The sequence below is a fragment of the Dietzia sp. 179-F 9C3 NHS genome, from assembly GCF_045369825.1.
Lineage (GTDB): Bacteria > Actinomycetota > Actinomycetes > Mycobacteriales > Mycobacteriaceae > Dietzia.
Genome location: NZ_JBIQES010000005.1, coordinates 83025 through 105131, shown reverse-complemented (window position 1 = coordinate 105131; position 22107 = coordinate 83025). Strand labels below are relative to the sequence as shown.

Sequence of the window (22107 nt, the reverse complement as noted above, 5' to 3'; positions counted from 1 at the left end):
GCCTTGTGATCCATGACGCGCCGCCGGAAGCTCCTCATCGCACTGGTCACGGTCCTGGTCCTGCTCGTCAGTACCGTGGTCGCCGCGGGGGTCTGGTATCGCCCCATGCTCATGACGGGCACCGGCTACGCCGCGCACAACGCGTGTGCGATCCACCACCTCACCGACCGCACCGGGGACCCGGCCGACGACCTGCCGCCCAACCCTCTCGTCCCCGTCCTTCGCACCGAGCTCGACGATGCCGAGGGGTCGGCCACCTCCTCCGTGCTGGGCGTGGCGTTCCACCAGACGGCCTGGCTCACCGAGCACGGCTGCGCCGTGGCCGGGGAGCGGCCCGCGTGGACCACCGCCGGCCTCCCCGCCGCCGGCGCGGACGGGCCCGGCGGCGTCCCGCTCCCCCACGCCGGCGACGCGCCCGTCGGGATCGACCGGGCGCTCGACGTGGCGGCCGCCGTCGAGGGGACCCGCGGTCTCGTCGTCGTCCACCGCGGTGAGGTCGTCGGCGAGCGCTACGCCGCCGGCTTCGGCCCCGACACCCGGCAGCTCGGGTGGTCCATAGCCAAGAGCGTCACCGCCGCCCTCGTGGGGCGAGCCCGGCTCGAGCATCCCGACGCCGGACTGGACCCGGAGGCCACCGGGCTGCGGCCCGAGTGGACCGACGAGCGCGCCGACATCTCGCTCGACGACCTGCTCCGCATGACCTCCGGGCTGGAATGGGACGAGGAGTACGACCTCGGCACGCCCATCACCCGAATGCTGTTCTCCGAGCCCGACATGGCCTCCTTCGCCGCCTCCCAGCCCCTCGCCCACGAGCCCGGCACGCACCGGCAGTACTCCTCCGGCACCACCAACATCGTGTGCGACCTCGTCCGCGAACGCACCGGGCTCGGCACCGACTTCGCCGACCAGCTGCTCTTCGCACCGCTCGGCATGCGCAGCGCCGTGCTCGAGGCCGACGCGAGCGGTGGCCCCGTCTGCAGCTCCTACCTATGGGCCACCCCGCGCGACTTCGCGCGCTTCGGCCAGTTCGTCCTGGACGACGGCGTGATCGACGGCCGGCGTCTGCTCCCGGAGGGCTGGATGGACTACTCCACCGACGTCATCCCGGCCGGTGGCGAGCCCGAGCCGTACGGCGCACAGTGGTGGATCAACGACGCACGCGACGGCACCTCGCCGCGGTTCCCGAAGATGCCCGCGGACGCCTACTGGGCGTCGGGGCACGACGGCCAGTACGTCGTGGTGGTGCCCTCCGCCGACCTCGTGGTGGTCCGGACGGGCTTCTCCCCCGGCGGCACGCTCGACTCGCTCGGGGTCGACGCGCTGGTCCGGGACGTCGCCGCTGCGGTGGGCTGACGGAGGGCGGCCGGACTCAGCCCCAGGCCGCCTGGATGCCGGCACTCGCGCGGTCGATCCGCTCCAGCCGGCTCTCCGTGTACAGCGCCACCTGGTCCACGATCACCCGCATCCGCGCGGCGTCGTCGGGCGCGGCGTCCCACAGCGGCCGCAGACCCGGGTCGAGACCTGCGGGCGCGGAGTGCGCGAGGTACTCGGCCACCCGGTGGATCCGGTCGCGCTGGCGCTCCTGCCGCACCCGGTGGCCGGGGTCGCTCATGACGTACCGGACGGCCATCGTCTTGAGCATGACCACCTCCGCCTCGACCTCGGCCGGCACCTCGAGGTCCGCGCTGTAGCGCCCGTGCGGAACGGCACCGTGGCGCTCGCGCGTGGCGTGGATGGCGGGCATGACGAAGCGGCCGACGAGCTCGCTGGTGAGCGTCTTGAGCGCCACCAGGCCGGCGAAAGTCTCCTCGAACGGCTGCACGGCGCGCACCACCTCGAGCGCGGCGAGACGCTCGGCGGCGGCCCGCAGGTCGGCCGCGTCCGGGCCGCGGAACTCCTGCGCGCCCAGGTCGGCCAGCGCCGCAGCCTCGTCCGGGTCCGCGAGGGAACGCAGGTCCAGGCGGCCGGCGACGATCGCGTCCTCGACGTCGTGCACCGAGTAGGCCACGTCGTCGGAGAAGTCCATGATCTGCGCCTCGAGGCAGCGGCGGTCGCCCGGCGCGCCCTCGCGGATCCACGCCAGGGTGTCCGCGTCCTCGGCGTACGCCCCGAACTTGGTCGTGCCCTCCCGCGGCAGCCACGGGTACTTGGTGGCCGCGTCCAGCGCGGCCCGCGTGAGGTTGAGTCCCACCCCGCGGCCCCTGGCGTCCACCACCTTGGGCTCGAGGCGCGCGAGTATCCGCACGGTCTGGGCGTTGCCCTCGTAGCCGCCGCAGCCGCGGGCCACCTCGTCGAGGGCACGCTCGCCGTTGTGGCCGTACGGCGGGTGGCCGATGTCGTGACTCAGCCCCGCCAGGTCGGCGAGGTCCTGGTCGCACCCCAGCCCGGCGGCGATGCTGCGGGAGATCTGCGCCACCTCGAGTGAGTGGGTGAGCCGGGTCCGCGGGGTGTCCCCGTCACCAGGGCCCACCACCTGCGTCTTGTCCGCGAGCCGGCGCAGAGCCGCCGAGTGCAGCACGCGGGCGCGGTCCCGCTCGAAGGGGCTGCGCTCGCTCGCCGTACCGGCCCCGTCCGCGCGCTCGGTGCGCTCCGCCACCCGGCGCTCGCCGTCCGCCGCGGCGTAGGCGTAGCCCGTCATGCGTGCCTCCTCGACCCGCTCATCCCGGGAAGTCGACGTCCGTGCCGGCCAGCCGGTGGTACTGGTACCAGAGCACCGCGCCGGTCTCCCGGATGATGCTCATGATCTGGTTCTCGCGCGTCCACACCGCGGGCCCGTGCCGGGTCGGCGAGGTCCACGCATCCAGGCCGGCGTCGCGCGCCATCATCCGCGCGCGGTACGAGTGTGTGGGGTCGCTCACCAGCACCACCGACGACCCGCCCTGGTCCTTGACCGTCTGGGCCACGGCCTCGAGGCTGCCGACGGTGTTGGTACCGGTCTCCACCGCGAGGATCGCCAGCGGGGACACGCCCAGCTCGGTGAGGTAGGCCCGGCCGGAGCCCGCCTCCGTGTAGGTGTCCCCCGGCTGGTTGCCGCCCACGGTGATGACCTGCGGCGCGACGCCCTGCTCGTAGAGGGTCGCGGCGTGCTCGAGCCGCGCCTTGAACACCGGCGTCGGGACACCGTGGTACTGCGCCGCGCCGAGCACCACGATCGCGTCGGCCGTCGTCCGGTCGTCCACCCGCGCCACGTGCCAGACGCGGAACGCGATGAACCCGGGCACAATGAGGCACGCCAGGAGCGCGATCACCAGGAGCCAGCCCAGGCCCCTGGTCGCCGCGCGGAACGGGGACCGGGATCTGCTCACCCGACCAGTGTGCCAGCGTCCGGTCAGCAGCCCAGGAGACGCTGCGCCAGGTAGCCCTCGACCTGGTCGATCGCCACCCGCTCCTGCGACATGGTGTCCCGCTCGCGGATGGTGACGGCCTGGTCCTCGAGGGTGTCGAAGTCCACGGTGATGCAGAACGGGGTGCCGATCTCGTCGTGGCGGCGGTAGCGGCGGCCGATCGCCTGCGCGTCGTCGAAGTCCACGTTCCAGTTCTTCCGCAGCTGCGCGGCGAGGTCGCGCGCCTTGGGCGAGAGGTCGGCGTTGCGGCTCAGCGGCAGCACGGCGGCCTTGAACGGGGCCAGCCGGCGGTCCAGCTTGAGCACCGTGCGCGTGTCGACGCCGCCCTTGGCGTTGGGCGCCTCGTCCTCGGTGTAGGCGTCGATGAGGAATGCCATGAGCGAACGGGTGAGACCGAAGCTCGGCTCGATGACGTGCGGGATGTAGCGCTCGCCGGAGGCCTGGTCGAAGTACTGCAGGTCCTCGCCGGAGTGCTCCTGGTGCTGCGAGAGGTCGTAGTCCGTGCGGTTGGCCACGCCCATGAGCTCGCCCCACTCACCGCCGGCGAAGCCGAACTTGTACTCGAAGTCGATGGTGCCCGCCGAGTAGTGGGCGCGCTCGTCGTCCGGCACGTCGAAGCGGCGCATGTTGGCCGGGTCGATGCCCAGGTCCACGAACCAGTCCCAGCAGTCCTCGACCCACCGTTCGAACCAGGAGTTCGCGTCCTGCGGGGCGGTGAAGAACTCGATCTCCATCTGCTCGAACTCGCGGGTGCGGAAGATGAAGTTGCCCGGGGTGATCTCGTTGCGGAACGCCTTGCCGATCTGCGCGATGCCGAACGGCGGCTTACGCCGGGCGGTGGTCATGACGTTCTTGTAGTTGATGAAGATGCCCTGGGCGGTCTCCGGGCGCAGGTAGTGCAGACCCACCTCGTTGTCGACCGGGCCGAGGTAGGTCTTCATGAGACCGGAGAACAACTGCGGCTCGGTCCACTTGCCCTTGGTGCCGCAGTTGGGGCAGGCGATCTCCGTCATCGGGACGTCGGCCGGGTTGTCGAGCTTCTTCTTGGCCGCGTACGCCTCCTGCAGGTGGTCCTGGCGCAGGCGGTTGTGGCAGTTGAGGCACTCGACGAGCGGGTCGGTGAAGGTGTCGACGTGGCCGGAGGCCTGCCACACCTGGCGCGGCAGGATGATCGAGGAGTCCAGGCCCACGACGTCCTCGCGGGCGGTGACGAAGGTCCGCCACCACTGGCGTTTGATGTTGTCCTTGAGCTCCACGCCCAGCGGCCCGTAGTCCCACGCCGACCGGGTACCGCCGTAGATCTCGCCACACTGGTACACCAGGCCCCGGCGCTTGCAGAGGTTGACGACGGTGTCGATGACGGACGTTGAGGAAGCCACGTCGGGGGTTCTCCCTTGATGAGTCGGTGTGGTTCGGCCGCCGGTACACGGCGTCGGCGCGCCGACCGTGCGGCGCGCCACTTCCCCCAGGGTATCCGGTCGCCTCCGGTGGTCTGGGATACTGGGGTCCCCACCCCACCGCCGCGCCCGCGGCAGCCGCGCCCGGAAGGTGCCCTGAGATGCGACCCGGACCCGACCCGACAATCGACCCCGAGTCGGCGGACGACGTCCACCACTGCGCACACGAGGCCGCGCCCGTCCCGCTTCCGCCCGTGCCCGTTGTCGAGGCCGCCGGCGAGCTGCTCCGCGCGCTGTCCGCGCCGCTGCGCATCGGGATCGTCCTGCAGTTGCGGGAGGGTCCGCGCTGCGTCCACGAGCTCGTCGACGCGCTGGGCGTGGCCCAGCCGCTCGTGAGCCAGCACCTGCGGGTGCTCAAGACGTCCAAGGTGGTGGCCGCACACCGGCAGGGCCGGGAGATCCGCTACGAGCTCATCGACGACCATCTGCTGAGCATCGTGGAGGCCGCGGTGGTCCACGCCGCAGAGGACCGCCCGTGACCACACCCGGCAAGCCCATCGGGGTCCGGTCGACCCGGCAGCGCAGCGCCATCTCGGCCCTGCTCGACGAGTCGAAGGGCTTCCGCTCGGCCCAGGACCTCCACGCCGAGCTTCGCGACCGCGGCGACACGATCGGCCTCACCACCGTCTACCGGACGCTGCAGTCGATGGCGGACGCCGGCGCGGTGGACGTGCTGCGCACCGACTCGGGCGAGGCGATCTTCCGCAAGTGCTCCGACTCGCACCACCACCACCTGGTGTGCCGGCGCTGCGGGTTCACCATCGAGGTCGAGGGCCCGGAGGTCGAGTCGTGGGCCCACGCGACCGGCTCCGCCCACGGCTTCGCCGACGTGGAGCACACCGTCGAGCTGTTCGGCCTGTGCGCCGATTGCGCGGCCGCCTGACCGACGCGCTCAGGCAGGCTTGACGCCGCCGAAGCGCCGGTCGCGCTCCGCGTATTCCAGGCACGCCGCCCACAGGTCGCGGCGGTCGAAGTCCGGGAACAGGGTGTCCTGGAAGACGAACTCGGCGTACGCGCTCTGCCACAGCAGGAAGTTGGAGGTGCGCAGCTCGCCGGAGGGGCGCAGGAACAGGTCCACGTCCGGCATGTCCGGTTCGTCGAGGTAGCGGGCGAAGGTGTCCTCGGTCAGGTGGTCCGGCGACACCTCGCCGGCAGCCACGCGGCGGGCGAATTCGCGGGCGGCGTCAACGATCTCGGCGCGGCCGCCGTAGTTGACGCACATGGCCAGGGTCATCACCGTGTTGTCGCGGGTGAGCTCCTCAGCCTCCTCGAGCTCGTCTATCACCGACTTCCACAGCCGCGGCCGGCGGCCCGCCCACCGGACCCGCACGCCGAGCTCGTGCATCTCGTCGCGGCGACGCCGCAGTACGTCACGGTTGAACCCCATGAGGAAACGCACCTCCTCGGGGCTGCGCTTCCAGTTCTCCGTGGAGAACGCGTACGCCGAGAGGTACGGCACGCCAAGCTCGATGCAGCCCTGGACCACGTCCATGAGCACGGCCTCGCCGCGCTTGTGCCCCTCGGTCCGCGGCAGTCCGCGCTCCTGGGCCCAGCGGCCGTTGCCGTCCATCACCAGCGCGACGTGGCGCGGCACGAACTCGGCGGGGATCGCCGGGGGCCGCGCACCGGACGGGTGGGGGGTGGGGGTCCGCGCGGTCTCCGGGGTCACGCCCTGCCGGGCGGAGGCACGCTTACGAAATCTGGGCAGTCCGGGCACCCGGGGTCTCCGTTCTGTGGGCGGCGTGGTCGCCCCGGTCCACGTGGGGCAGGCTGCGCAGGTCGCGCTCGAGGTGCCACTGCAGGTGAGCGGCGGCGATGCCGGAGGCCTGGCGGGCCACGGCGGGCGAGGAGACGGCGACGGCGTCCCATTCCCCGGCGAGCAACGCGGACAGGTGTTCGGCGACGCCCGGCGAGAGCGTGGCGCAGCCCTGCGGGCGGCAGTGCACGCACACGGTGCCGCCGGAGGGAACGTGGAACGCCCGGTGCGGGCCCACCACGCCGCAGCGCACGCAGCAGTCCAGCACCGGCTCCCAGCCGGAGGCGGCCATGGCCCGCAGGAGGAAGGCGTCGGCGACGAGCCCCGGTGGGCGGCGCCGCTCGGCGAGGGAACGCAGGGCCCCGACGGCGAGGCCGAGCAGCCGCGGCGTGGGGGCGCCCTCCTCGCCGGCGAGCCGTTCGGCGGTCTCGAGCACCACGCACCCGGAGGTGTACGCGGGGTAGTCGGCCACGAGCGGCCGGGCGAGCGACTCGCGGCTGGCGGCCTGGCGGATCGTGGCCAGGCCGCTGTTCCCGCGGCCGGGCGCGATCTGGGCCTCGACCACCGCGAACGGCTCGAGGCTGGCCCCCATCCGGGAGCGGGTGCGGCGGACGGCCCTGGCCACCGCGCGGACGAGGCCGTGGCGCTCGGTGAGCAGGGTGACGATCCGGTCGGCCTCACCGAGGTCGTGGGTGCGCACGACGAGCCCGGTGTCCGTGAACGGGTGCATCGCGGCCTCCTCCCCGTCGTCCGTGCGGATGTCGGCGTCCAGTCTCCCACCCCGGCAGCCCCCGCGAGAAGCGGCCACGCGGCCCGGCCCGGCAGGTAGAGTCCCGGCGCATGCCGAGTCTCGTGTCCCGCCTGGTACCGCTCTACATCCGCGCCACCGGCCGGCAGCGCCTCCTCGCCGACGCGGCGCGGGCCCGCCGCCACCTCGACGAGGCCCCGCTGCGCCCCGAGTCCTACGGCCCGCCGACACGCCTGCGCCGCGACGTGCGCCTCGAGCGAACCGACCGCGGCACCTGGCCGGTGTACACACTCACCCCGCGGGACATTCCGGCCCGCGGCACGCTGGTCTACGTACACGGCGGCGCGTGGGCCCGGGAGATCGCACGCCAGCACTGGCAGCTCTGCGCGCGGATCGCCGCCGAGGCCGGCACCCGGGTCGAGGTCCCGATCTACCCGCTGGTCCCCCGCGGCACCGCGGCGGAGGTGGTCGAGACCGTGGCCGCCCTCGTGGAGGAGGCCCGGGCGGAGCACGGCCGGGTGGCGGTGGGCGGAGACAGCGCCGGCGGCCAGATCGCGCTGTCGGCGGCCCTGACGCTACGCGACCGCGGGGCCGCGCCCCTGGACGCCACGGTCCTGCTCTCCCCCGCGGTCGACCTCGCGCTGGACAACCCCCAGATCGACCTGGTGCAGCCGAGCGACCCGTGGCTCGAGCGGCCCGGAACCCACGTCTTCATCGCCGCCTGGCGCGCCGACCTGCCGCTCGACGACCCGCGCGTGAGCCCGCTGCACGGCGACTTCACGGGCCTGGGCCCGCTGACGATCACCGGCGGCACCCGCGACATCTGCATGCCGGACACCCGGCTGCTGGTGGCGGCGGCCCGGGCCGCCGGCGTGGAGGTGGACTACCGGGAGGAGCCCGGGCAGCTGCACGTGCACCCGCTGCATCCCTCGCGGGAGGGGCGGCGGGCGCAAGAGCACATCGTGAGGGTCCTCCGGGCAGCCCTGACCGGCTAGGACCGGACGGCTAGAAGCCGAGCCGCCCCAGCATCTTGGGGTCGCGCTGCCACTCCTTGAGCACCTTGACGTGCAGGTCCAGGTACACCTTGGTGCCGAGCAGTTCCTGGATGCCGGCGCGGGCGCGGGTGCCCACCTCGCGCATGCGGGAGCCGCCCTTGCCCAGGACGATCGCCTTCTGGCTCTGCCGCTCCACGTAGACGGTGGCGTGGACGTCCACCATGTCGTCGCGCCCCTCGTGCGGGAGCACCTCCTCGATCGTCACCGCGATCGAGTGCGGCAGCTCGTCCCGCACGCCCTCGAGCGCGGCCTCCCGGATGAGCTCGGCCATGCGGGTCTCGTCGGACTCCTCCGTGACCACATCCTCGGGGTAGAACCGCGGGCCCTCCGGTAGAAGGGAGGCGATCACGTCGGCCACCACGTCCACCTGCTCGCCCGCCGTGGCCGACACCGGCACGACCTCCGAGTCCGGCCCGAGGAGCCGCGATACCGCGAGGAGCTGCTCGGCGACCCTGGCCCGCGAGACCGTGTCGATCTTGGTCACCACGCCCAGGATCGGGGTGTCGGGGCAGAGCTTGCGGACCTGCTCGAGGATCCAGCGGTCGCCGGGCCCGATCCGCTCCCCGGCGGGGATGCACAGGCCGATGAGGTCGACGTCGGAGTACGTGTCCTCGACGAGCGCGTTGAGACGCTCGCCGAGCAGGGTGCGGGGACGATGCAGCCCGGGAGTGTCCAAGAGGATGATCTGCGCGTCCGGCCGGTGGACGAGTCCCCGGATCGCGTGGCGGGTGGTCTGCGGCTTGGCGGAGGTGATGGCGATCTTCTCGCCGACCAGCGCGTTGGTCAGGGTGGACTTGCCCGTGTTGGGCCGGCCCACGAAGCTGACGAACCCGCTGCGGAAGCCCTCGGGCGTGGTCATCGGTCGCTCTCCTCGTCGCGGCGGTCGCCCTCGTCGTCGTCACCGGTGCGCTGGGCCACCACCGTGACCACCTTCACCCGGCCGCGGCGGTCGTGCCCGCCCTCGGCCCGCAGGTCCAGGCCGGACGACACCACGTGCGCGCCCGGTAGCGGGACGCGGCCCAGCTCGAGCGCGAGCAGTCCGCCGACGGTCTCGACCTCCTCGGCCACCTCGTCCGGGAACTCGATCCCGAACAGCTCGGCCACCTCGTCGATCCCGAGCCGGGCGGACAGCCGGTAGCGGCCGTCGCCGAGCTCCTCGTGGGGCGGAACCTCGGTGGTGTCGTACTCGTCGACGATCTCGCCGACGATCTCCTCGAGGATGTCCTCGATCGACACGAGCCCGGCGATCCCGCCGTATTCGTCGACGAGGATCGCGAGGTGGTTGCGGTCGCGCTGCATCTCGGCGAGCAGCCCATCCACGGCCTTGGAGTCCGGGACGAAGACCGCCTCGCGCATGACGTCGGCGATCGGCGCCGCCCGGCCGTCCGGGTCCTCCAGGCGGGCCACGAGGTCGCGAAGGTAGACCACGCCCACCACGTCGTCGGCGTCCTCGCCCACCACCGGGATGCGCGAATAGCCGGACTTGACGGCGAGGCGCGCGGCCTGCCCGACGGTCTTGTCCGACTCGATCCACACCATCTCGGGCCGCGGGGTCATGACCTCCCGCGCGGTGGTGTCGCCGAGCTCGAAGACGGACTGGATCATGCGGGACTCGTCGTCGGCCACCACGCCGCGGTCGCGGGCCATGCCCACGATCTCGAGCAGCTCGATCTCCGAGGCGAAGGGCCCGTTGCGGAAGCCGCCGCCCGGGGTGACGGCGTTGCCCACCCCGACCAGCAAGCCGGCCACCGGCCCGAGCAGCACGCCGAGCACGGAGACCGGCATCGACGAGCCGAGCGCGAGGGTGTACGCGTGCTGGCGACCCAGCGTCCGCGGCCCGACGCCGGCCACGACGTACGCGGCGACGGTCGTCACGCCCACGGCCGCGGCGATGCCCCACGCCGTGGAGTCGAGGAGTTCGATGAACACCTCGGTGAACAGCACCGCCGCCGCCACCAGGCACAGCGAGTGCAGCAGCACCGCCACGTTGATGTAGCGGGGCCGGTTGTTCAGCATCCGGGACAGCCGGGTGGCGCCGTAGCGCGACTCCTTGGCCATCTCCTCCACCCGCGCCACCGACACCGTGCTCAGGGCCGCGTCGAGGGCGGCGAAGAGCCCGGCGGTGGGGACGAGCAGGATCGCCGAGATGGCCATGCCGAGGGTGCCGTCCACGGCTCAGGCGTCCCCGTCCGGCGCGTCGTCGCGACGGTCGTACCACTCGCCCAGCAGCTCGTTCTGCAGGCCGAACATCTCGCGCTCCTCCGCCGGCTCGGCGTGGTCGTAGCCGAGCAGGTGCAGGCAGCCGTGCACGGTGAGCAGGGCCAGCTCGTGGGCGAGCGGGTGCCCCGAGCTCGCGGCCTGGTCGGCGGCGAACGCCGGGCACAGCACGATGTCGCCGAGCATGGCCGGCCCCGGGTCCGGCAGGTCGGGCCGGCCGCCGGGCGCGAGCTCGTCCATGGGGAAGCTCATGACGTCGGTGGGGCCGGGCAGGTTCATCCACGTCACGTGCAGGTCGGCCATGGTGTCCTTGTCCACCAGGGTGATCGACAGCTCGGCGGCGGGGTGCACGTCCATGCGGGACAGCACGAAGGCGGCGACGTCGACGAGCTCGGCCTCGTCGACCTCCACACCCGACTCGTTGGCGACCTCGATGCTCATCGGTGGCGGTGCTCCCTGTTCTCGTCGTGTCCCCCGGACCGCAGCTCGGCGGCGCGGCGTTCGCGCTGCGCCCGGCCCTCCGCGGACTGCGGGCGGCGGCGGATCGTGGCGCGGCGCTCGGCGCGGTTGGCCCCGGCGGGGTCCTCGCCCCGCTCGCGGCGCTGCTCGTAGGTCGCGTAGGCGTCCACGATCCGGGCCACGAGCTCATGCCTCACGACGTCGCGCGAGGTGAGCTCGGAGAAGTGGATGCCGTCGACCCCGGTGAGGATGTCGCGCACCACCTTGAGGCCCGAGCGCTGGCCGCCCGGCAGGTCGATCTGCGTGATGTCGCCGGTCACCACGATCTTGGAGCCGAAGCCCAGGCGGGTGAGGAACATCTTCATCTGCTCGGGCGTGGTGTTCTGCGCCTCGTCGAGGATGATGAACGCGTCGTTGAGGGTGCGCCCGCGCATGTAGGCCAGCGGCGCCACCTCGATCACTCCGGCCGCCATGAGCTTGGGGATGGTCTCGGGGTCCATCATGTCGTGCAGCGAGTCGTACAGCGGCCGCAGGTACGGGTCGATCTTCTCGTGCAGGGTGCCCGGCAGGTATCCGAGCCGCTCCCCCGCCTCGACCGCGGGCCGCGTGAGGATGAGCCGGCTGACCTCCTTGGCTCGCAGCGCGGCCACCGCCTTGGCCATGGCGAGGTAGGTCTTGCCGGTGCCGGCGGGGCCGAGGCCGAACACCACCGTGTGGTCATCGATCGCGTCGACGTAGCGCTTCTGCCCCACAGTCTTGGGCCGGATCATGCCGCCGCGGCGGCTCAACACGTCGGTGCCCAGCACCTCTTCGGGCGTGAGCGGGCCCTCTTCGGCGAGGATCTCCACCGAGCGGCGCACCGAGGCCGGGGTGATCCTCACGCCGCGCCGCGCCTGGCGCAGCAGGTCCGCGACCACCCGGGATGCGGTGTCCACGGCGTCCGGCTCGCCGGAGATGGTCATGGTGCCGCCGCGCACGTGGAGGTCCGCGTCGAGCAGCTCCTCGAGCGCGCGGAGGTTGGCGTCCGCCGCGCCGAGCACGGCCATGGCGAGGTCGGGGTCGAGTTGGACCGCGGTACGGGCCTGCTGGTCGGGGTTCTGCGGAGAGGCTACGACGATCACTTCCTGGTGGACGGGTCCGATGGGTCGAGTGTAGTCCCCGGGTCCGACCACCTCGAGGTGAGAACGCCGAGCGCGCCCAACGCGACCGCGGCGGCGGTGGAGGTCCGCAGGACCTCGGGGCCGAGGACCACGGCGACGGCCCCGGCGGTGGTGAGGTCCCGGAGCTCCTCCCCGGAGACCCCGCCCTCGGGCCCGACGACGAGGACGACCCTGTCCAGCGGCGCCCGGCCGGTCACCGCGCGGGCCAGCGGGACCGCGCCCTCCTCGTGCAGGACCAGGACTGCGGAGCCATCCGCGACCTCTCCCGTCACGAGCGCGATCAGCCCGGCGGCGTCGACGGGCTCGGCGATCTCCGGCTCCCACGCGCGCCGCGACTGCTTGGCCGCCGCGCGGGCCGCGTTGACCCACTTGGCCCGGCCCTTGTCGAGCTTGGGCCCGGACCAGCGGCTCACGCAGCGGGCGGCCTGCCACGGCACGATCCGGTCCGCGCCGGCCTCGGTGGCCAGCTCCACCGCGAGCTCTGACCGCTCCGACTTGGGCAGCGCCTGCACCACGGTGACCGTGGGTGCGGGCCGGGGTACGCGGTCGAGCGTGACGACCCGGGCCTCGACCCGGCCGGAGGCCACGTCGGTCACCTCGCAGTCGGCCACCGCGCCGCGGCCGTCGCCCACCCGGATCGTCTCGCCCGGCCGCACCCGCAGCGCCGACCCGGCGTGCCGGCCCTCGGCGCCGTCGAGCACCACGGTCCCGTCCTGCCCGGGCAGCGCGTCCGCGCGGAACAGCGGCGGGGTCACGAGGCCGCCCCCGACCCGTCGCAGCCGCCGGTCGTCTTCATCGCACCTCGCCCAGGCTGCTCAGTGCCCGGCGACGGCGTCGCGGAGGCGGGAGAACAGGCCGCCGCGGCGGGCGGTGGTCTCGTCGACGACCTCGGCGGTGTCGCCGTCGAGCCGGCGGAGCTGCTCGACGAGCTCGCGCCGCTTGCGGTCGAGCTTCTCGGGGACCACGACCTCCATGTGGACCGTGAGGTCGCCGGTGCCGCCGCCGCGGACCCGCGGCATGCCGTGGCCGGGCATCGTCACCGTGTGGCCGGGCTGGGTGCCGGCCGGGATCTCGATCTCCAGGGGCTCGCCGACCACCGACTCCAGCTCGACGCTGCCGCCGAGCATGGCGTCCACCACGGGGACGCGGACAGTGCAGTGCAGGGCGTCGCCGTCGCGCACGAACACCGGGTGCCGGCGCTCGGTGACCTCGATGTACAGGTCACCGGCGGGACCGCCGCCCGGGCCGACCTCGCCCTGCCCGGCGAGCCGGATGCGCATGCCGCCGCCGACGCCCGCGGGAATCTTGGCCGAGACGGTCCGGCGCTTGCGCACGCGCCCCTGGCCGCTGCAGCTGCCGCACGGATCGGTGATGATCTCGCCGGTGCCCGCACAGGTGGGGCACGGTCGGCTGGTCATGATGTTGCCGAGCAGCGACCGCTGGACGGACTGGATCTCGCCCTGCCCCTGGCACATCGAACAGCGGGCCGGGGGCTTGTCGCTCGCCGACCCCTTGCCGTGGCAGGTCTCGCACAGCACGGCCGTGTCGACCTGGATCTCCTTGGTCACACCGGTCGCGCACTCGGACAGGTCCAGCGTCACGCGGATGAGGGCGTCCGAGCCGGGCTGGACGCGGCTGCGCGGCCCGCGCGAGCCCCCACCGGCCCCGCCGCCGAAAAATGCCTCGAAGACGTCGCCGAGGCCGCCGCCGAAGCCGCCGCCCCCGAAGCCGCCACCTCCCGGCGAGGAGTCGAGCGGGTCGCCGCCCATGTCCACGATCCGGCGCTTCTCCGGGTCGGTGAGCACCTCGTAGATCGCGGTGATCTCCGAGAACCGCTCACGCGCCTCGTCCGACGGGTTGACGTCGGGGTGCAGTTCCCGGGCGAGCTTGCGGTAGGCCCGCTTGATCTCCGACTCCGAGGCTCCCCGATCGACCCCGAGGGTCCCGTAGTAGTCGCGTGACACTGATGGCCTTTCGTCTGCTGATAGGTCGTGCTGGGCTGGGTGCGGGCGCGGTCAGCGCCCGGCGAGGATCTCGCCCACGTAGTGGGCAACAGCGGCGACCGAGGCGATTGTTCCCGGGTAGTCCATGCGTGTGGGCCCGAGCACCCCCATCCCGCCGAGCATGTGGCCCGCGGGACCGTACACCGAGGACACGACCGACGCGCCCCGCATCTCCGCGGCCTGGGTCTCCTCGCCGATCTGGACGGTGACCCCGCCCGGTCCACCGGTGCCGACGGCCTGGGCGGCAGACAGCAGGCGCAGGATCACGACCTGCTCTTCGAGCGCCTCGAGGACGGTGCGTAGGGAGCCGTCGAAGTCGGCGGCGCTGCGGGTGAGGTTGGCGGTGCCGCCCAGCACGATCCGGTCGTCCGGGTGCTCGACGAGGGTCTCCAGGAGCACGGTCACGCACTGCTCGGCGGCGGTCCGGTACTCCGGACGGGCCCGCTCGAGCGCGGAGGTGAGCGCCACGGAGGCGTCGGGCAGCCGCTTGTCGGCCACCGTCTCCGAGAGCAGGGCCCGCAGCTCGTGCAGGTGGTCCTCGGCCAGCGGCTCATCCAGCTCCACGATCCGCTGGTCCACGCGGCCGGTGTCCGTGATGAGCACGAGTAGTAGGCGAGCCGGCGCCAGGCTCACCACCTCGAGGTGGCGCACGGTGGAGCGCCCGAGGACCGGGTACTGGACCACGGCCACCTGCTGGGTGAGCTGGGCGAGTAGGCGGACCGCGCGGCGCAACACGTCGTCCAGGTCCACGGCGCCCTCGAGGAACGCCCGGATCGCGCGACGCTGCGCTGTCGACAGCGGGGTGATCTGCTCGATCGAGTCGACGAAGTGCCGGTAGCCCTTCTCCGTGGGGATGCGGCCGGAGCTGGTGTGCGGCTGGACGATGTAGCCCTCGGCCTCGAGGACGGCCATGTCGTTGCGGATGGTGGCGCTGGACACGCCCAGGGCGTGCCGCTCGACGAGGGACTTGGAGCCCACGGGCTCGTGGGAGGCGATGTAGTCCGAGACGATCGCGCGCAGGACGTCGGTCCTGCGGTCAGCCGTGCTCGACATCTGCGGTCCTCCCCTCTTGGCGCCGGTCCTGCCCGATTCTAGGCCAGCGGCTCAGACGAGCACGTCGCGGACGACCCCGTCCGCCAGCAGCCGTCCCCGCTCCGTGAGCGCGTACCCGGGGCCGCCGGGGTGCCCGGCCGGGCGGCGGGCGAGCAGCCCGGACGCGACCTGCGCGTCGGCCCGCCGCCGTTCGTCGACGGTGAACGCCTCGTCCGGCAGCCCCTCGGCGAGCCGCAGGCCCACCATGATCCGCTCGAGGTGCCGGTCGTCGGCGTCGAGGATCTCCCCACCCGCGACGGGCAGCTCTCCGGCGTCGCACGCGGCGGCGTAGCGGGCCGGGTGCTTGACATTCCACCAGCGCGCCCCTGCCACGTGCGAGTGCGCGCCGGGGCCGATCCCCCACCAGTTGCCGCCGCGCCAGTAGCCGAGGTTGTGGCGACAGTACCCGGAGGCGTCGGTGGCGAAATTGGACACCTCGTACCAGTGGAAGCCGGCACGCGAGAGCCGCTCGACCACCTGCTCGTAGCGGTCGGCCAGCACGTCGTCGACGGTCCCCGGCAGCTCGCCGCGGCGGATCCTGCGGGCCAGGGCCGTGCCGTCCTCCACGATGAGCGAGTACGCGGAGACGTGGTCCACGCCGGCGTCGACCACCGCGTCGAGGGTGCGCGCGAGGTCGTCGTCACCCTCCCCCGGCGTGCCGTAGATGACGTCGAGGTTGACGTGCTCGAACCCCGCCCGCAGCGCCTCACCGACCGCCTCCTGCGGCCGCCCGGGGGTGTGCACCCGCTCCAGGACACGCAGGACGTGCGGGGCCGTGGACTGCATGCCGAGCGAGATGCGGGTGTACCCGCCCTCGCGGAGGCGCTCGAAGAACGCCGGCGAGGTGGACTCGGGGTTGCTCTCGGTGGTGACCTCCGCTTCGGGCGCCAGCCCGAAGGACGAGTGAATGCGGTCGAGCAGCCCCACCAGGACGTCCGCGCCGACGAGCGACGGCGTGCCGCCGCCCACGAAGACCGTGTCCACCTGCGGCGGCGACCCCCCGTCCGCGAGCGCGGCGGCCGCGCGGTCGATCTCCAGCGCCGCCGCGCGCTCCCAGTCCGCGGGCGAGGTGGCCGAGCCGAGCTCGCCGGCGGTGTAGGTGTTGAAGTCGCAGTACCCGCAGCGCGTTGCGCAGAACGGCACGTGCAGGTAGACCCCGAACGGTGTGCGCGGATCGCGCCGGGGTGGGGTCGTCGCCAGCTCGACCGGGTCGGTGGCCTCCCGCGTCACGCCGAGCCGGAGGGCGCGTCCGAGGCGGGACCCGACGGCGAGGTGGACCCCGCGTCCCGCGACCTGTCAGCCGGGCCCGCCGGCTGCGTGGGCGGGGCGGGCTGCGAACCCACGGGCTTGGTACCCGTCGGCTTGGCGCCGGTGGGCTTGGCCCCGGAGGGCCCGGCCGCGGCGGTGGCCGCCGAGCTCGAGGCCGAGGTGGACGACTTCTCCGATGCCGGCGGGGCCGCCTTCGTCGCCGTCGGCGGGGACGCGGTCGGCTTCGATCCCGTGGCCTTCTTCGCGGCGGCCTTCTTCGTAGGGGTCCTCTTCGCCGTCTTCTTCGCCGGCGTCTTCTTCGCGGTCTTGGTGTCGGTCGCCTTCTTGGCCGGCGTCTTCTTGGCGGGAGCCTTCTTCGCGGGCGCCGCGTCGGTTCCGGCGCCGGTCGTCTCGGCGGTGGTCGCCGCCTTCCTGGCGGGAGCCTTCTTGGCGGGAGCCTTCTTGGCGGGAGCCTTCTTGGCGGGAGCCTTCTTGGCGGGAGCCTTACGGCCGGACTTCGCGCGCTCACTCTTGCGCGCGGCCCGCTTGCGGGAGGCGAGCTCGGCCGCCGACGTGGGTCGGTCCACGACGGTGCCCTCGGCCTCTCGGGCCTCGGCCGCCGCGACGAACTCGGCGAGGGCGCCCTCCACCGCGTCGGCAAGTGGCCACGGGTCCGGCACGAGGTGCTTGCAGGCGATGAAGCCCACGTGGAGCAGTCCGTCGAGCGACATCACGGTGCAGTTGAGTCCGGCGCCGTGGAACACCGGCCCCAGCGGGAGCATCTTGTCGATCTTGGCGCCGAGGAAGTACAGCGGGATGTTGGGCCCGGGCACGTTGGAGATGACGAGGTTGTGGACCACCGGGTGCCGCTCGGACAGGCGCAGCCGCGAGTACATCCGCACCGCCGACCCGAACACCGACGGCGCCGCGAACTGCGCCCAGTCCGTGAGGAGGTTGGCGTCGAGCGCGTTGGTGTGGTCCTTGGCCACGATGTTCGCGTCGCGGATCGCCTCGAGCCGCTCTACCGGGTCCTCGATATCCGTCGACAGGGACATGAACATGCCGGAGACGCGGTTGGTCCCCGGCCGGGACTCGGCGGCGTGGACGGACATCGGCACCATCGCGATGAGCGGCTTGGCGGGCAGCTCGCCCAGCTGGTCCAGGTAGCTGCGCAGGGCTGTCGAGCACACCGCCAGCACCACGTCGTTGACGGTCGTGCCGAAGGCGTTCTTGACCCGCTTGATCTGGTCCAGCTCGAGGCTCGCGAACGAGATCGTCCGGTGGCCGGTGATGGTGCGGTTGAACGGCGTGCGCGGCGCGGTGAACGGCGCCGGCATCGCCAGCCCCTTGCGGGCGCGGCTGATCCACGCCGGCAGCACCCCGAGCGTGCCGGGCAGCAGGGAAACCAGGCGCCAGGGCGTGGCCAAACGCGAGAGCGCACCACCCACGGCGAGTTCCAGCGCGCCCGAGCCGCCGGCGGTCTCGTTGACCAGCTCCTCGTCGAGGGTCGGGTCGTCGGGGGTGAGGGTACACAGCTGCGACATCATGTTGGCGCCGGTCACGCCGTCGACGGTCGAGTGGTGCATCTTGGCGAAGATCGCTATCCGGTCGTTCGGCAGGCCCTCGATCACGTACATCTCCCACAACGGCATGGACCGGTCCATGGGCGTGCCCGCGAGGTGGGCGGCGAGTTCCGCCAGCTCCCTGTCCGTCCCCGGCTCGGGGATGCCGACCCGGTGCAGGTGGTGGTCGATGTCGAAGTCCTCGGCCTCGACCCAGACCGGGTGGTCCACGTTGAGCATCGAATCGTGGAGCTTGCGCCGGAACCCCGGCATGCCCTTCACGCGGCGGTTCAGCTCCGCCCGGATGGTGTCGAACGAGTACCCGCCCTCGATGGTGGACGGGTCCAGGACCATCAGACCGCACACGTGGAGAAGCTGGGCCCTGGTCTCGAAGTAGAGAAAGCTGGCGTCAAGTCCGCTCAAGCGCTGCATACGGGGAGTTTACGACGCTCCCGCGCACGAGGTGCACGATCCGCCGGACCCACGCTCGCGCGCACGTCCGGAACCCGCGGGCTCCGAAAAAAAGTAAACCGGGGTCCGAGCCGGCGACGAACCAGCCGCGTCCCCCGACACACGCCCCCACGCTGCCGGCTTCCACGACCACCACGCGGATCGCATGGCTGTCCGACGGATCTCCGGCCCGGAGACCCCGCTCCATCAGGTGACTCATCCAGCACCGGACGGCACCGATCAGGGTGGTCCATCACGGCGGCGATGTCAACGTGGACACGAGTCACACGAGTTCAAGGACGACCCACGCGATCACGACGAGGGCGATCAACGACAGCAGCGCCACCGTCACACGCGATCGAGGCATCACCGGACCTCCTTCCCGTCACCGGCGGTCCGCGGGGCCACGAGGCCCCGCATGCCGCGAACGAGCAGGTCCGACACGCGCTCGACACCTGTCGCGACGAGCAGGAAGACCGGAAGTCCCATCACCACCATGATGAGGACCTGCAGGGCGAAGGGCAGGGTCACGAGCCAGAGCTCGACCCTGTCCCAGAACCCGAGGAAGGCGGTCACGAGCCGATCCTACGACCGTCCGCCGGTGACGGCCGCGCCGCCGCCCACCACCGCGCTGTCGAGCCCGCGACGGCGCAGGAGCGCGCGGGGGCTCGGATCGGAGCCGCGCAGGGCGCGGTAGGCGTCGAGGAAGTCGATGGCTCCACCGCGCGAGAGCACCTCGCGCCGCATCACCTCCCCCGAGGAACGCTGCAGGCCGCCGCGCTCGTCGAACCACTCGGCGGCGTCGGCGTCGAGCACCTCCGCCCAGAAGTACGAGTAGTAGGCCGCCGAGTAGCCGCCGGCAAAGACGTGCTGAAAGTAGCGCGACCGGTACCGCGGATGGATGCCCGGCACGTCCAGCCCCGCGTCCGCCAGGACCCGGGCCTCGAAGGCGTCGACGTCGGTGACCTCCTCGGCCTCTTCCCGGGTGAGCGAGTGCCACGCCAGGTCGAGCAGCGCCGCCCCGAGGTATTCGACGGTGGCCTGGCCCTCGCCGAAGCGCTCGGCCTGGCGCATCCGCGCGACGAGGTCGTCGTCGATCACCTCCCCGGTGGCCACGTGCCGCGCGTACCGGGCGAGCATGTCCGGGCGCCGCGCCCACATCTCGTTGATCTGGGAGGGGAACTCCACAAAGTCCCGCGGTACCGATGTCCCGGAGAACACCGGGTACTCCACGTCCGACAGTAGGCCGTGGAGGGCGTGGCCGAACTCATGGAACAGGGTGGTGACCTCGTCCATCGTGAGCAGGGTGGGTTCGCCGTCGGCGGGGCGGGCGAGGTTCATGACGTTGACGACGACGGGCCGCTCGTCGAGGAGCCGGGACTGGTCGCGGAACGAGGACATCCACGCCCCGCCCCGCTTGGTGGGCCGGGCATAGTAGTCCAGAAGGAGCAGACCCAACCCCGCGTCCCGCTCGGTGCGCTGCTCGTCGAAGACCTCGATCACGCGGACGTCCGGCAGGTATCCGCGCAGGTCCGGACGGTCGACAAAGCGCAGGCCGTAGAGCTCGGACGCCGCGTGCATGACGCCGTCCCGGAGGGTGCGCTCGAGCTCGAAGAACGGGCGCACCCGCGCGTCGTCCACGTCGAAACGCTCGGCGCGCAGCCGCTCGGACAGGTAGGCCCAGTCGGCGGGGTCGAGCTCGCGGTCCTCGCCGCCGAGGAGGTCCTTGGCCTCGTTGCGGGCGTTGGTGACGGCGGCGTCGACCACGTTGAGCAGCAGCCCGCGGGCAGCCTCGGGTGTCCCGGCGGTCTCCACGGCGAGCACGTGATCGGCGTGGCAGCGCAGGCCGAGCAGCTCGGCCCGCTCGGCGCGGAGCCGGACGATCTCGAGCACGATCGGGGTGTTGTCGTGCCCGGGGGTCGCGCCACGCCGCAGTGAAGCCTCCATGACCCGGCGGCGCAGGCCCGCGTGCGCTATCCAGGCGGAGATCGGCTGGACCGTGGGCAGACCGAGCGGGATGAGCCAGCCTTCACGGCCCGCCTCGGTGGCGGCCACGGTGAGCGGGGCGCGCAGGGACTCGGGCAGCCCTTCGAGCTCCGCCTCGTCGGTGACCGGCACGGCCAGCTCCGTGGTCGAGGCCAGCAGGTTCTCCCCGAAAGCCGTGGTGAGTTCGGCGAGCCGGGTGTCGATCGCGGTGAGTCGACCGCGCTCCTCGTCGTCGAGCCCCGCCCCCGCCCGGAGCAGGTCGCGGTGGTGGCGGCGCACCAGTCGTGCCGTCTCGTCGTCGAGGTCGAGCAGCCCGTCCTCGAGCGCGCGGAAGACCGCGTCCACACGGGCGTAGAGGGCCGGGTCGGACATGACCGCGGAGTGGTGCGCGGCGAGCAGCGGCGAGACCACGCGGTCGACCTCGAGTCGGGCCGGGGTGGCGTCCGGGCCGAGCAGTCCGTAGAAGATCGAGAGCACCCTGCCGAGCGCGACCCCTGCCCGCTCCAGTGCGACGTCGGTGTTCTCCGCGGTGGGTGGCGCCGGATCGGCGACGATCGCGGCGACCTCGGCCGCGTGATCGTCGATCGCCGTCCGGATGGCGGGCTCGAGGTCCTCGTCCCTGATCGCCGCGAAGTCCGGCAGACCGTACGGGAGCGGGGACTCGTCGAGCAGGGGGTGTCGGGGGTCTTCGCTCGGGTCGGTCATGGCGCCGAGTCTACGTCGGCCGAATCGAGCCGCTCACGCCCACTGGGCAACCGTGTCCCACGCGAGTTTGGCTGCCAGGACGGTGATGACCACCAGGAACACCGCGCGGATGAAGTCGTTCCCGTGCCGGAGCGCCATCCTCGCCCCCAGAAGGCCCCCGGCCAGGTTGGCCGCGGCCATAACGCCGCCGAGGATCCACAGGACCTCGCCGTGGAAACCGAAGACCAGCAACGACGCGAGATTGGTGGTGAGGTTGGCGAGTTTGGCGACCAGGGTTCCCTCGAGAAAGCCGAAACCCAACACCACCACGATCGCGATCACGAAGAACGACCCGGTACCCGGGCCGAGGATTCCGTCATAGAAGCCCACCGCGCCGCCGATGGACCCCGAGCGCCAGGTGAGCGCCCAACCGGAATGCCGTGACTCATGCGTGCGCCCCATGGTCGGACGGAACCATGTGTAGGCACCGACGAGCACCACGGCCGCGAGCACGATCGGCGTGAGCACCTCCTTGGGGACGAAACGGGCCGCGGAAGACCCGGCCGCCGATCCCGCGAACGCGGCCGCGACGAGGGGAAGGACCACCTCCACCGGCACGCGGATGCGGCGCAGATAGGTGGCCGCTGCGACGAGCGTACCGGCGATCGATGAGAGTTTGTTGGTTCCCAACACTACAGGTGTCGAGGTCTCGGCGGGCAGCCCGATCACCAGTGCGGGCAACTGGATGAGTCCGCCCCCACCGACGACCGAGTCCACCCAGCCGGCGACGAACGCCGCGAGCGACAGGGCGAGTAGCACCCCCACGGTGACCCCGGACGCGGTCGAGGTCAGCGCCTGGAACGCCACTGGGATCACGGGCCGTGGG

At 72.5% G+C, this 22107-nt stretch carries 19 protein-coding genes and 2 pseudogenes; 4 read left to right on the top strand and 17 right to left on the bottom strand.

Annotated features, from left to right (window positions below):
- Positions 1–12: 12 nt before the first annotated feature.
- Positions 13–1353: a serine hydrolase domain-containing protein gene (locus ACH0BZ_RS07975; protein ID WP_406897574.1), complete on the top strand. Its 1341-nt coding sequence runs from the start codon at positions 13–15 to the stop codon at positions 1351–1353.
- A gap of 16 nt (positions 1354–1369) precedes the next feature.
- On the opposite strand, the gene ACH0BZ_RS07970 is transcribed toward ACH0BZ_RS07975, so the two are convergent.
- The 3 genes from ACH0BZ_RS07970 to ACH0BZ_RS07960 are packed head-to-tail and all read right to left on the bottom strand — an operon-like array spanning position 1370 to position 4723.
- Positions 1370–2638 (bottom strand): deoxyguanosinetriphosphate triphosphohydrolase, encoded by a 1269-nt coding sequence (locus tag ACH0BZ_RS07970; RefSeq protein ID WP_406897572.1) that lies wholly within the window; start codon positions 2636–2638, stop codon positions 1370–1372.
- Positions 2639–2657: 19 nt separating this feature from the next.
- Positions 2658–3305, bottom strand: a complete 648-nt coding sequence (locus ACH0BZ_RS07965; protein ID WP_406897571.1) for a YdcF family protein — start codon at positions 3303–3305, stop codon at positions 2658–2660.
- A gap of 23 nt (positions 3306–3328) precedes the next feature.
- Positions 3329–4723, bottom strand: coding sequence for a glycine--tRNA ligase (locus ACH0BZ_RS07960; RefSeq protein WP_406897570.1), 1395 nt, complete (start codon positions 4721–4723; stop codon positions 3329–3331).
- Between the two features lie 179 nt (positions 4724–4902).
- Here ACH0BZ_RS07960 and ACH0BZ_RS07955 point away from each other — a divergent pair, with 179 nt between their 5' ends.
- Both ACH0BZ_RS07955 and ACH0BZ_RS07950 read left to right on the top strand, forming a co-directional pair.
- Complete coding sequence (locus tag ACH0BZ_RS07955; RefSeq protein WP_406897569.1) at positions 4903–5280, top strand: ArsR/SmtB family transcription factor; 378 nt, start codon at positions 4903–4905, stop codon at positions 5278–5280.
- Positions 5277–5684 carry a Fur family transcriptional regulator gene (locus ACH0BZ_RS07950; RefSeq protein WP_406897567.1) on the top strand — a complete coding sequence of 136 codons (408 nt, stop codon included), beginning with the start codon at positions 5277–5279 and terminating at the stop codon, positions 5682–5684. The genes ACH0BZ_RS07955 and ACH0BZ_RS07950 overlap by 4 nt, the downstream gene beginning before the upstream one ends.
- Before the next feature lie 9 nt (positions 5685–5693).
- On the opposite strand, the gene ACH0BZ_RS07945 is transcribed toward ACH0BZ_RS07950, so the two are convergent.
- Both ACH0BZ_RS07945 and recO read right to left on the bottom strand, forming a co-directional pair.
- Positions 5694–6509: an isoprenyl transferase gene (locus tag ACH0BZ_RS07945; RefSeq protein ID WP_406897726.1), complete on the bottom strand. Its 816-nt coding sequence runs from the start codon at positions 6507–6509 to the stop codon at positions 5694–5696.
- On the bottom strand, positions 6493–7287 hold the full coding sequence (recO, locus tag ACH0BZ_RS07940; RefSeq protein ID WP_406897565.1) for a DNA repair protein RecO: 795 nt from the start codon (positions 7285–7287) through the stop codon (positions 6493–6495). Before recO ends, ACH0BZ_RS07945 begins: the two co-directional genes overlap by 17 nt.
- A 110-nt stretch (positions 7288–7397) precedes the next feature.
- On the opposite strand from recO, the gene ACH0BZ_RS07935 reads away from it, so the two are divergent.
- The gene (locus ACH0BZ_RS07935) at positions 7398–8300 is read left to right on the top strand and encodes an alpha/beta hydrolase fold domain-containing protein (RefSeq protein ID WP_406897563.1); all 903 of its coding nucleotides are present in this window, start codon (positions 7398–7400) and stop codon (positions 8298–8300) included.
- Positions 8301–8310: 10 nt separating this feature from the next.
- Here the strand turns inward: ACH0BZ_RS07935 and era are convergent, their stop codons facing one another.
- The 12 genes and pseudogenes from era to ACH0BZ_RS07875 all read right to left on the bottom strand — a co-directional run bounded on the left by era (position 8311) and on the right by ACH0BZ_RS07875 (position 22097).
- Positions 8311–9219, bottom strand: coding sequence for a GTPase Era (gene era, locus ACH0BZ_RS07930; protein WP_406897562.1), 909 nt, complete (start codon positions 9217–9219; stop codon positions 8311–8313).
- Positions 9216–10532, bottom strand: a complete 1317-nt coding sequence (locus ACH0BZ_RS07925) for a hemolysin family protein (RefSeq protein WP_406897561.1) — start codon at positions 10530–10532, stop codon at positions 9216–9218. The genes era and ACH0BZ_RS07925 overlap by 4 nt, the downstream gene beginning before the upstream one ends.
- 3 nt (positions 10533–10535) lie before the next feature.
- Positions 10536–11018, bottom strand: coding sequence for an rRNA maturation RNase YbeY (ybeY, locus tag ACH0BZ_RS07920; RefSeq protein WP_406897560.1), 483 nt, complete (start codon positions 11016–11018; stop codon positions 10536–10538).
- 104 nt (positions 11019–11122) lie between these two features.
- Positions 11123–12082 (bottom strand): annotated as a pseudogene (locus tag ACH0BZ_RS07915) (PhoH family protein); the annotation flags it as partial.
- Positions 12083–12153: 71 nt separating this feature from the next.
- On the bottom strand, positions 12154–12951 hold the full coding sequence (locus ACH0BZ_RS07910; protein ID WP_406897558.1) for a 16S rRNA (uracil(1498)-N(3))-methyltransferase: 798 nt from the start codon (positions 12949–12951) through the stop codon (positions 12154–12156).
- A gap of 60 nt (positions 12952–13011) precedes the next feature.
- Positions 13012–14160, bottom strand: a complete 1149-nt coding sequence (gene dnaJ / locus ACH0BZ_RS07905; protein WP_406897557.1) for a molecular chaperone DnaJ — start codon at positions 14158–14160, stop codon at positions 13012–13014.
- Positions 14161–14211: 51 nt separating this feature from the next.
- The gene (gene hrcA / locus ACH0BZ_RS07900; protein WP_406897555.1) at positions 14212–15252 is read right to left on the bottom strand and encodes a heat-inducible transcriptional repressor HrcA; all 1041 of its coding nucleotides are present in this window, start codon (positions 15250–15252) and stop codon (positions 14212–14214) included.
- A 51-nt stretch (positions 15253–15303) separates the two neighbouring features.
- Positions 15304–16491, bottom strand: coding sequence for a radical SAM family heme chaperone HemW (hemW, locus tag ACH0BZ_RS07895; RefSeq protein WP_406897725.1), 1188 nt, complete (start codon positions 16489–16491; stop codon positions 15304–15306).
- A 653-nt stretch (positions 16492–17144) separates the two neighbouring features.
- Positions 17145–18533, bottom strand: a pseudogene (locus tag ACH0BZ_RS07890) (WS/DGAT/MGAT family O-acyltransferase); the annotation flags it as partial.
- A gap of 384 nt (positions 18534–18917) precedes the next feature.
- Positions 18918–19127: a hypothetical protein gene (locus tag ACH0BZ_RS07885; protein WP_406897554.1), complete on the bottom strand. Its 210-nt coding sequence runs from the start codon at positions 19125–19127 to the stop codon at positions 18918–18920.
- A 9-nt stretch (positions 19128–19136) separates the two neighbouring features.
- Complete coding sequence (locus ACH0BZ_RS07880) at positions 19137–21242, bottom strand: M3 family metallopeptidase (RefSeq protein WP_406897552.1); 2106 nt, start codon at positions 21240–21242, stop codon at positions 19137–19139.
- Between the two features lie 33 nt (positions 21243–21275).
- Positions 21276–22097: a TSUP family transporter gene (locus ACH0BZ_RS07875; RefSeq protein WP_406897550.1), complete on the bottom strand. Its 822-nt coding sequence runs from the start codon at positions 22095–22097 to the stop codon at positions 21276–21278.
- Positions 22098–22107 lie beyond the last annotated feature (10 nt).

What these genes read in the sequence shown, in the direction of transcription:
- ACH0BZ_RS07975 (WP_406897574.1), top strand. Translation starts at nt 13, where the DNA reads ATGACGCGCCGCCGGAAGCTCCTCATCGCACTGGTCACGGTCCTGGTC.
- ACH0BZ_RS07970 (WP_406897572.1), bottom strand. Translation starts at nt 2,638, where the DNA reads ATGACGGGCTACGCCTACGCCGCGGCGGACGGCGAGCGCCGGGTGGCG.
- ACH0BZ_RS07955 (WP_406897569.1), top strand. Translation starts at nt 4,903, where the DNA reads ATGCGACCCGGACCCGACCCGACAATCGACCCCGAGTCGGCGGACGAC.
- recO (WP_406897565.1), bottom strand. Translation starts at nt 7,287, where the DNA reads ATGCACCCGTTCACGGACACCGGGCTCGTCGTGCGCACCCACGACCTC.
- ACH0BZ_RS07935 (WP_406897563.1), top strand. Translation starts at nt 7,398, where the DNA reads ATGCCGAGTCTCGTGTCCCGCCTGGTACCGCTCTACATCCGCGCCACC.
- era (WP_406897562.1), bottom strand. Translation starts at nt 9,219, where the DNA reads ATGACCACGCCCGAGGGCTTCCGCAGCGGGTTCGTCAGCTTCGTGGGC.
- ybeY (WP_406897560.1), bottom strand. Translation starts at nt 11,018, where the DNA reads ATGAGCATCGAGGTCGCCAACGAGTCGGGTGTGGAGGTCGACGAGGCC.
- hrcA (WP_406897555.1), bottom strand. Translation starts at nt 15,252, where the DNA reads ATGTCGAGCACGGCTGACCGCAGGACCGACGTCCTGCGCGCGATCGTC.
- ACH0BZ_RS07880 (WP_406897552.1), bottom strand. Translation starts at nt 21,242, where the DNA reads ATGACCGACCCGAGCGAAGACCCCCGACACCCCCTGCTCGACGAGTCC.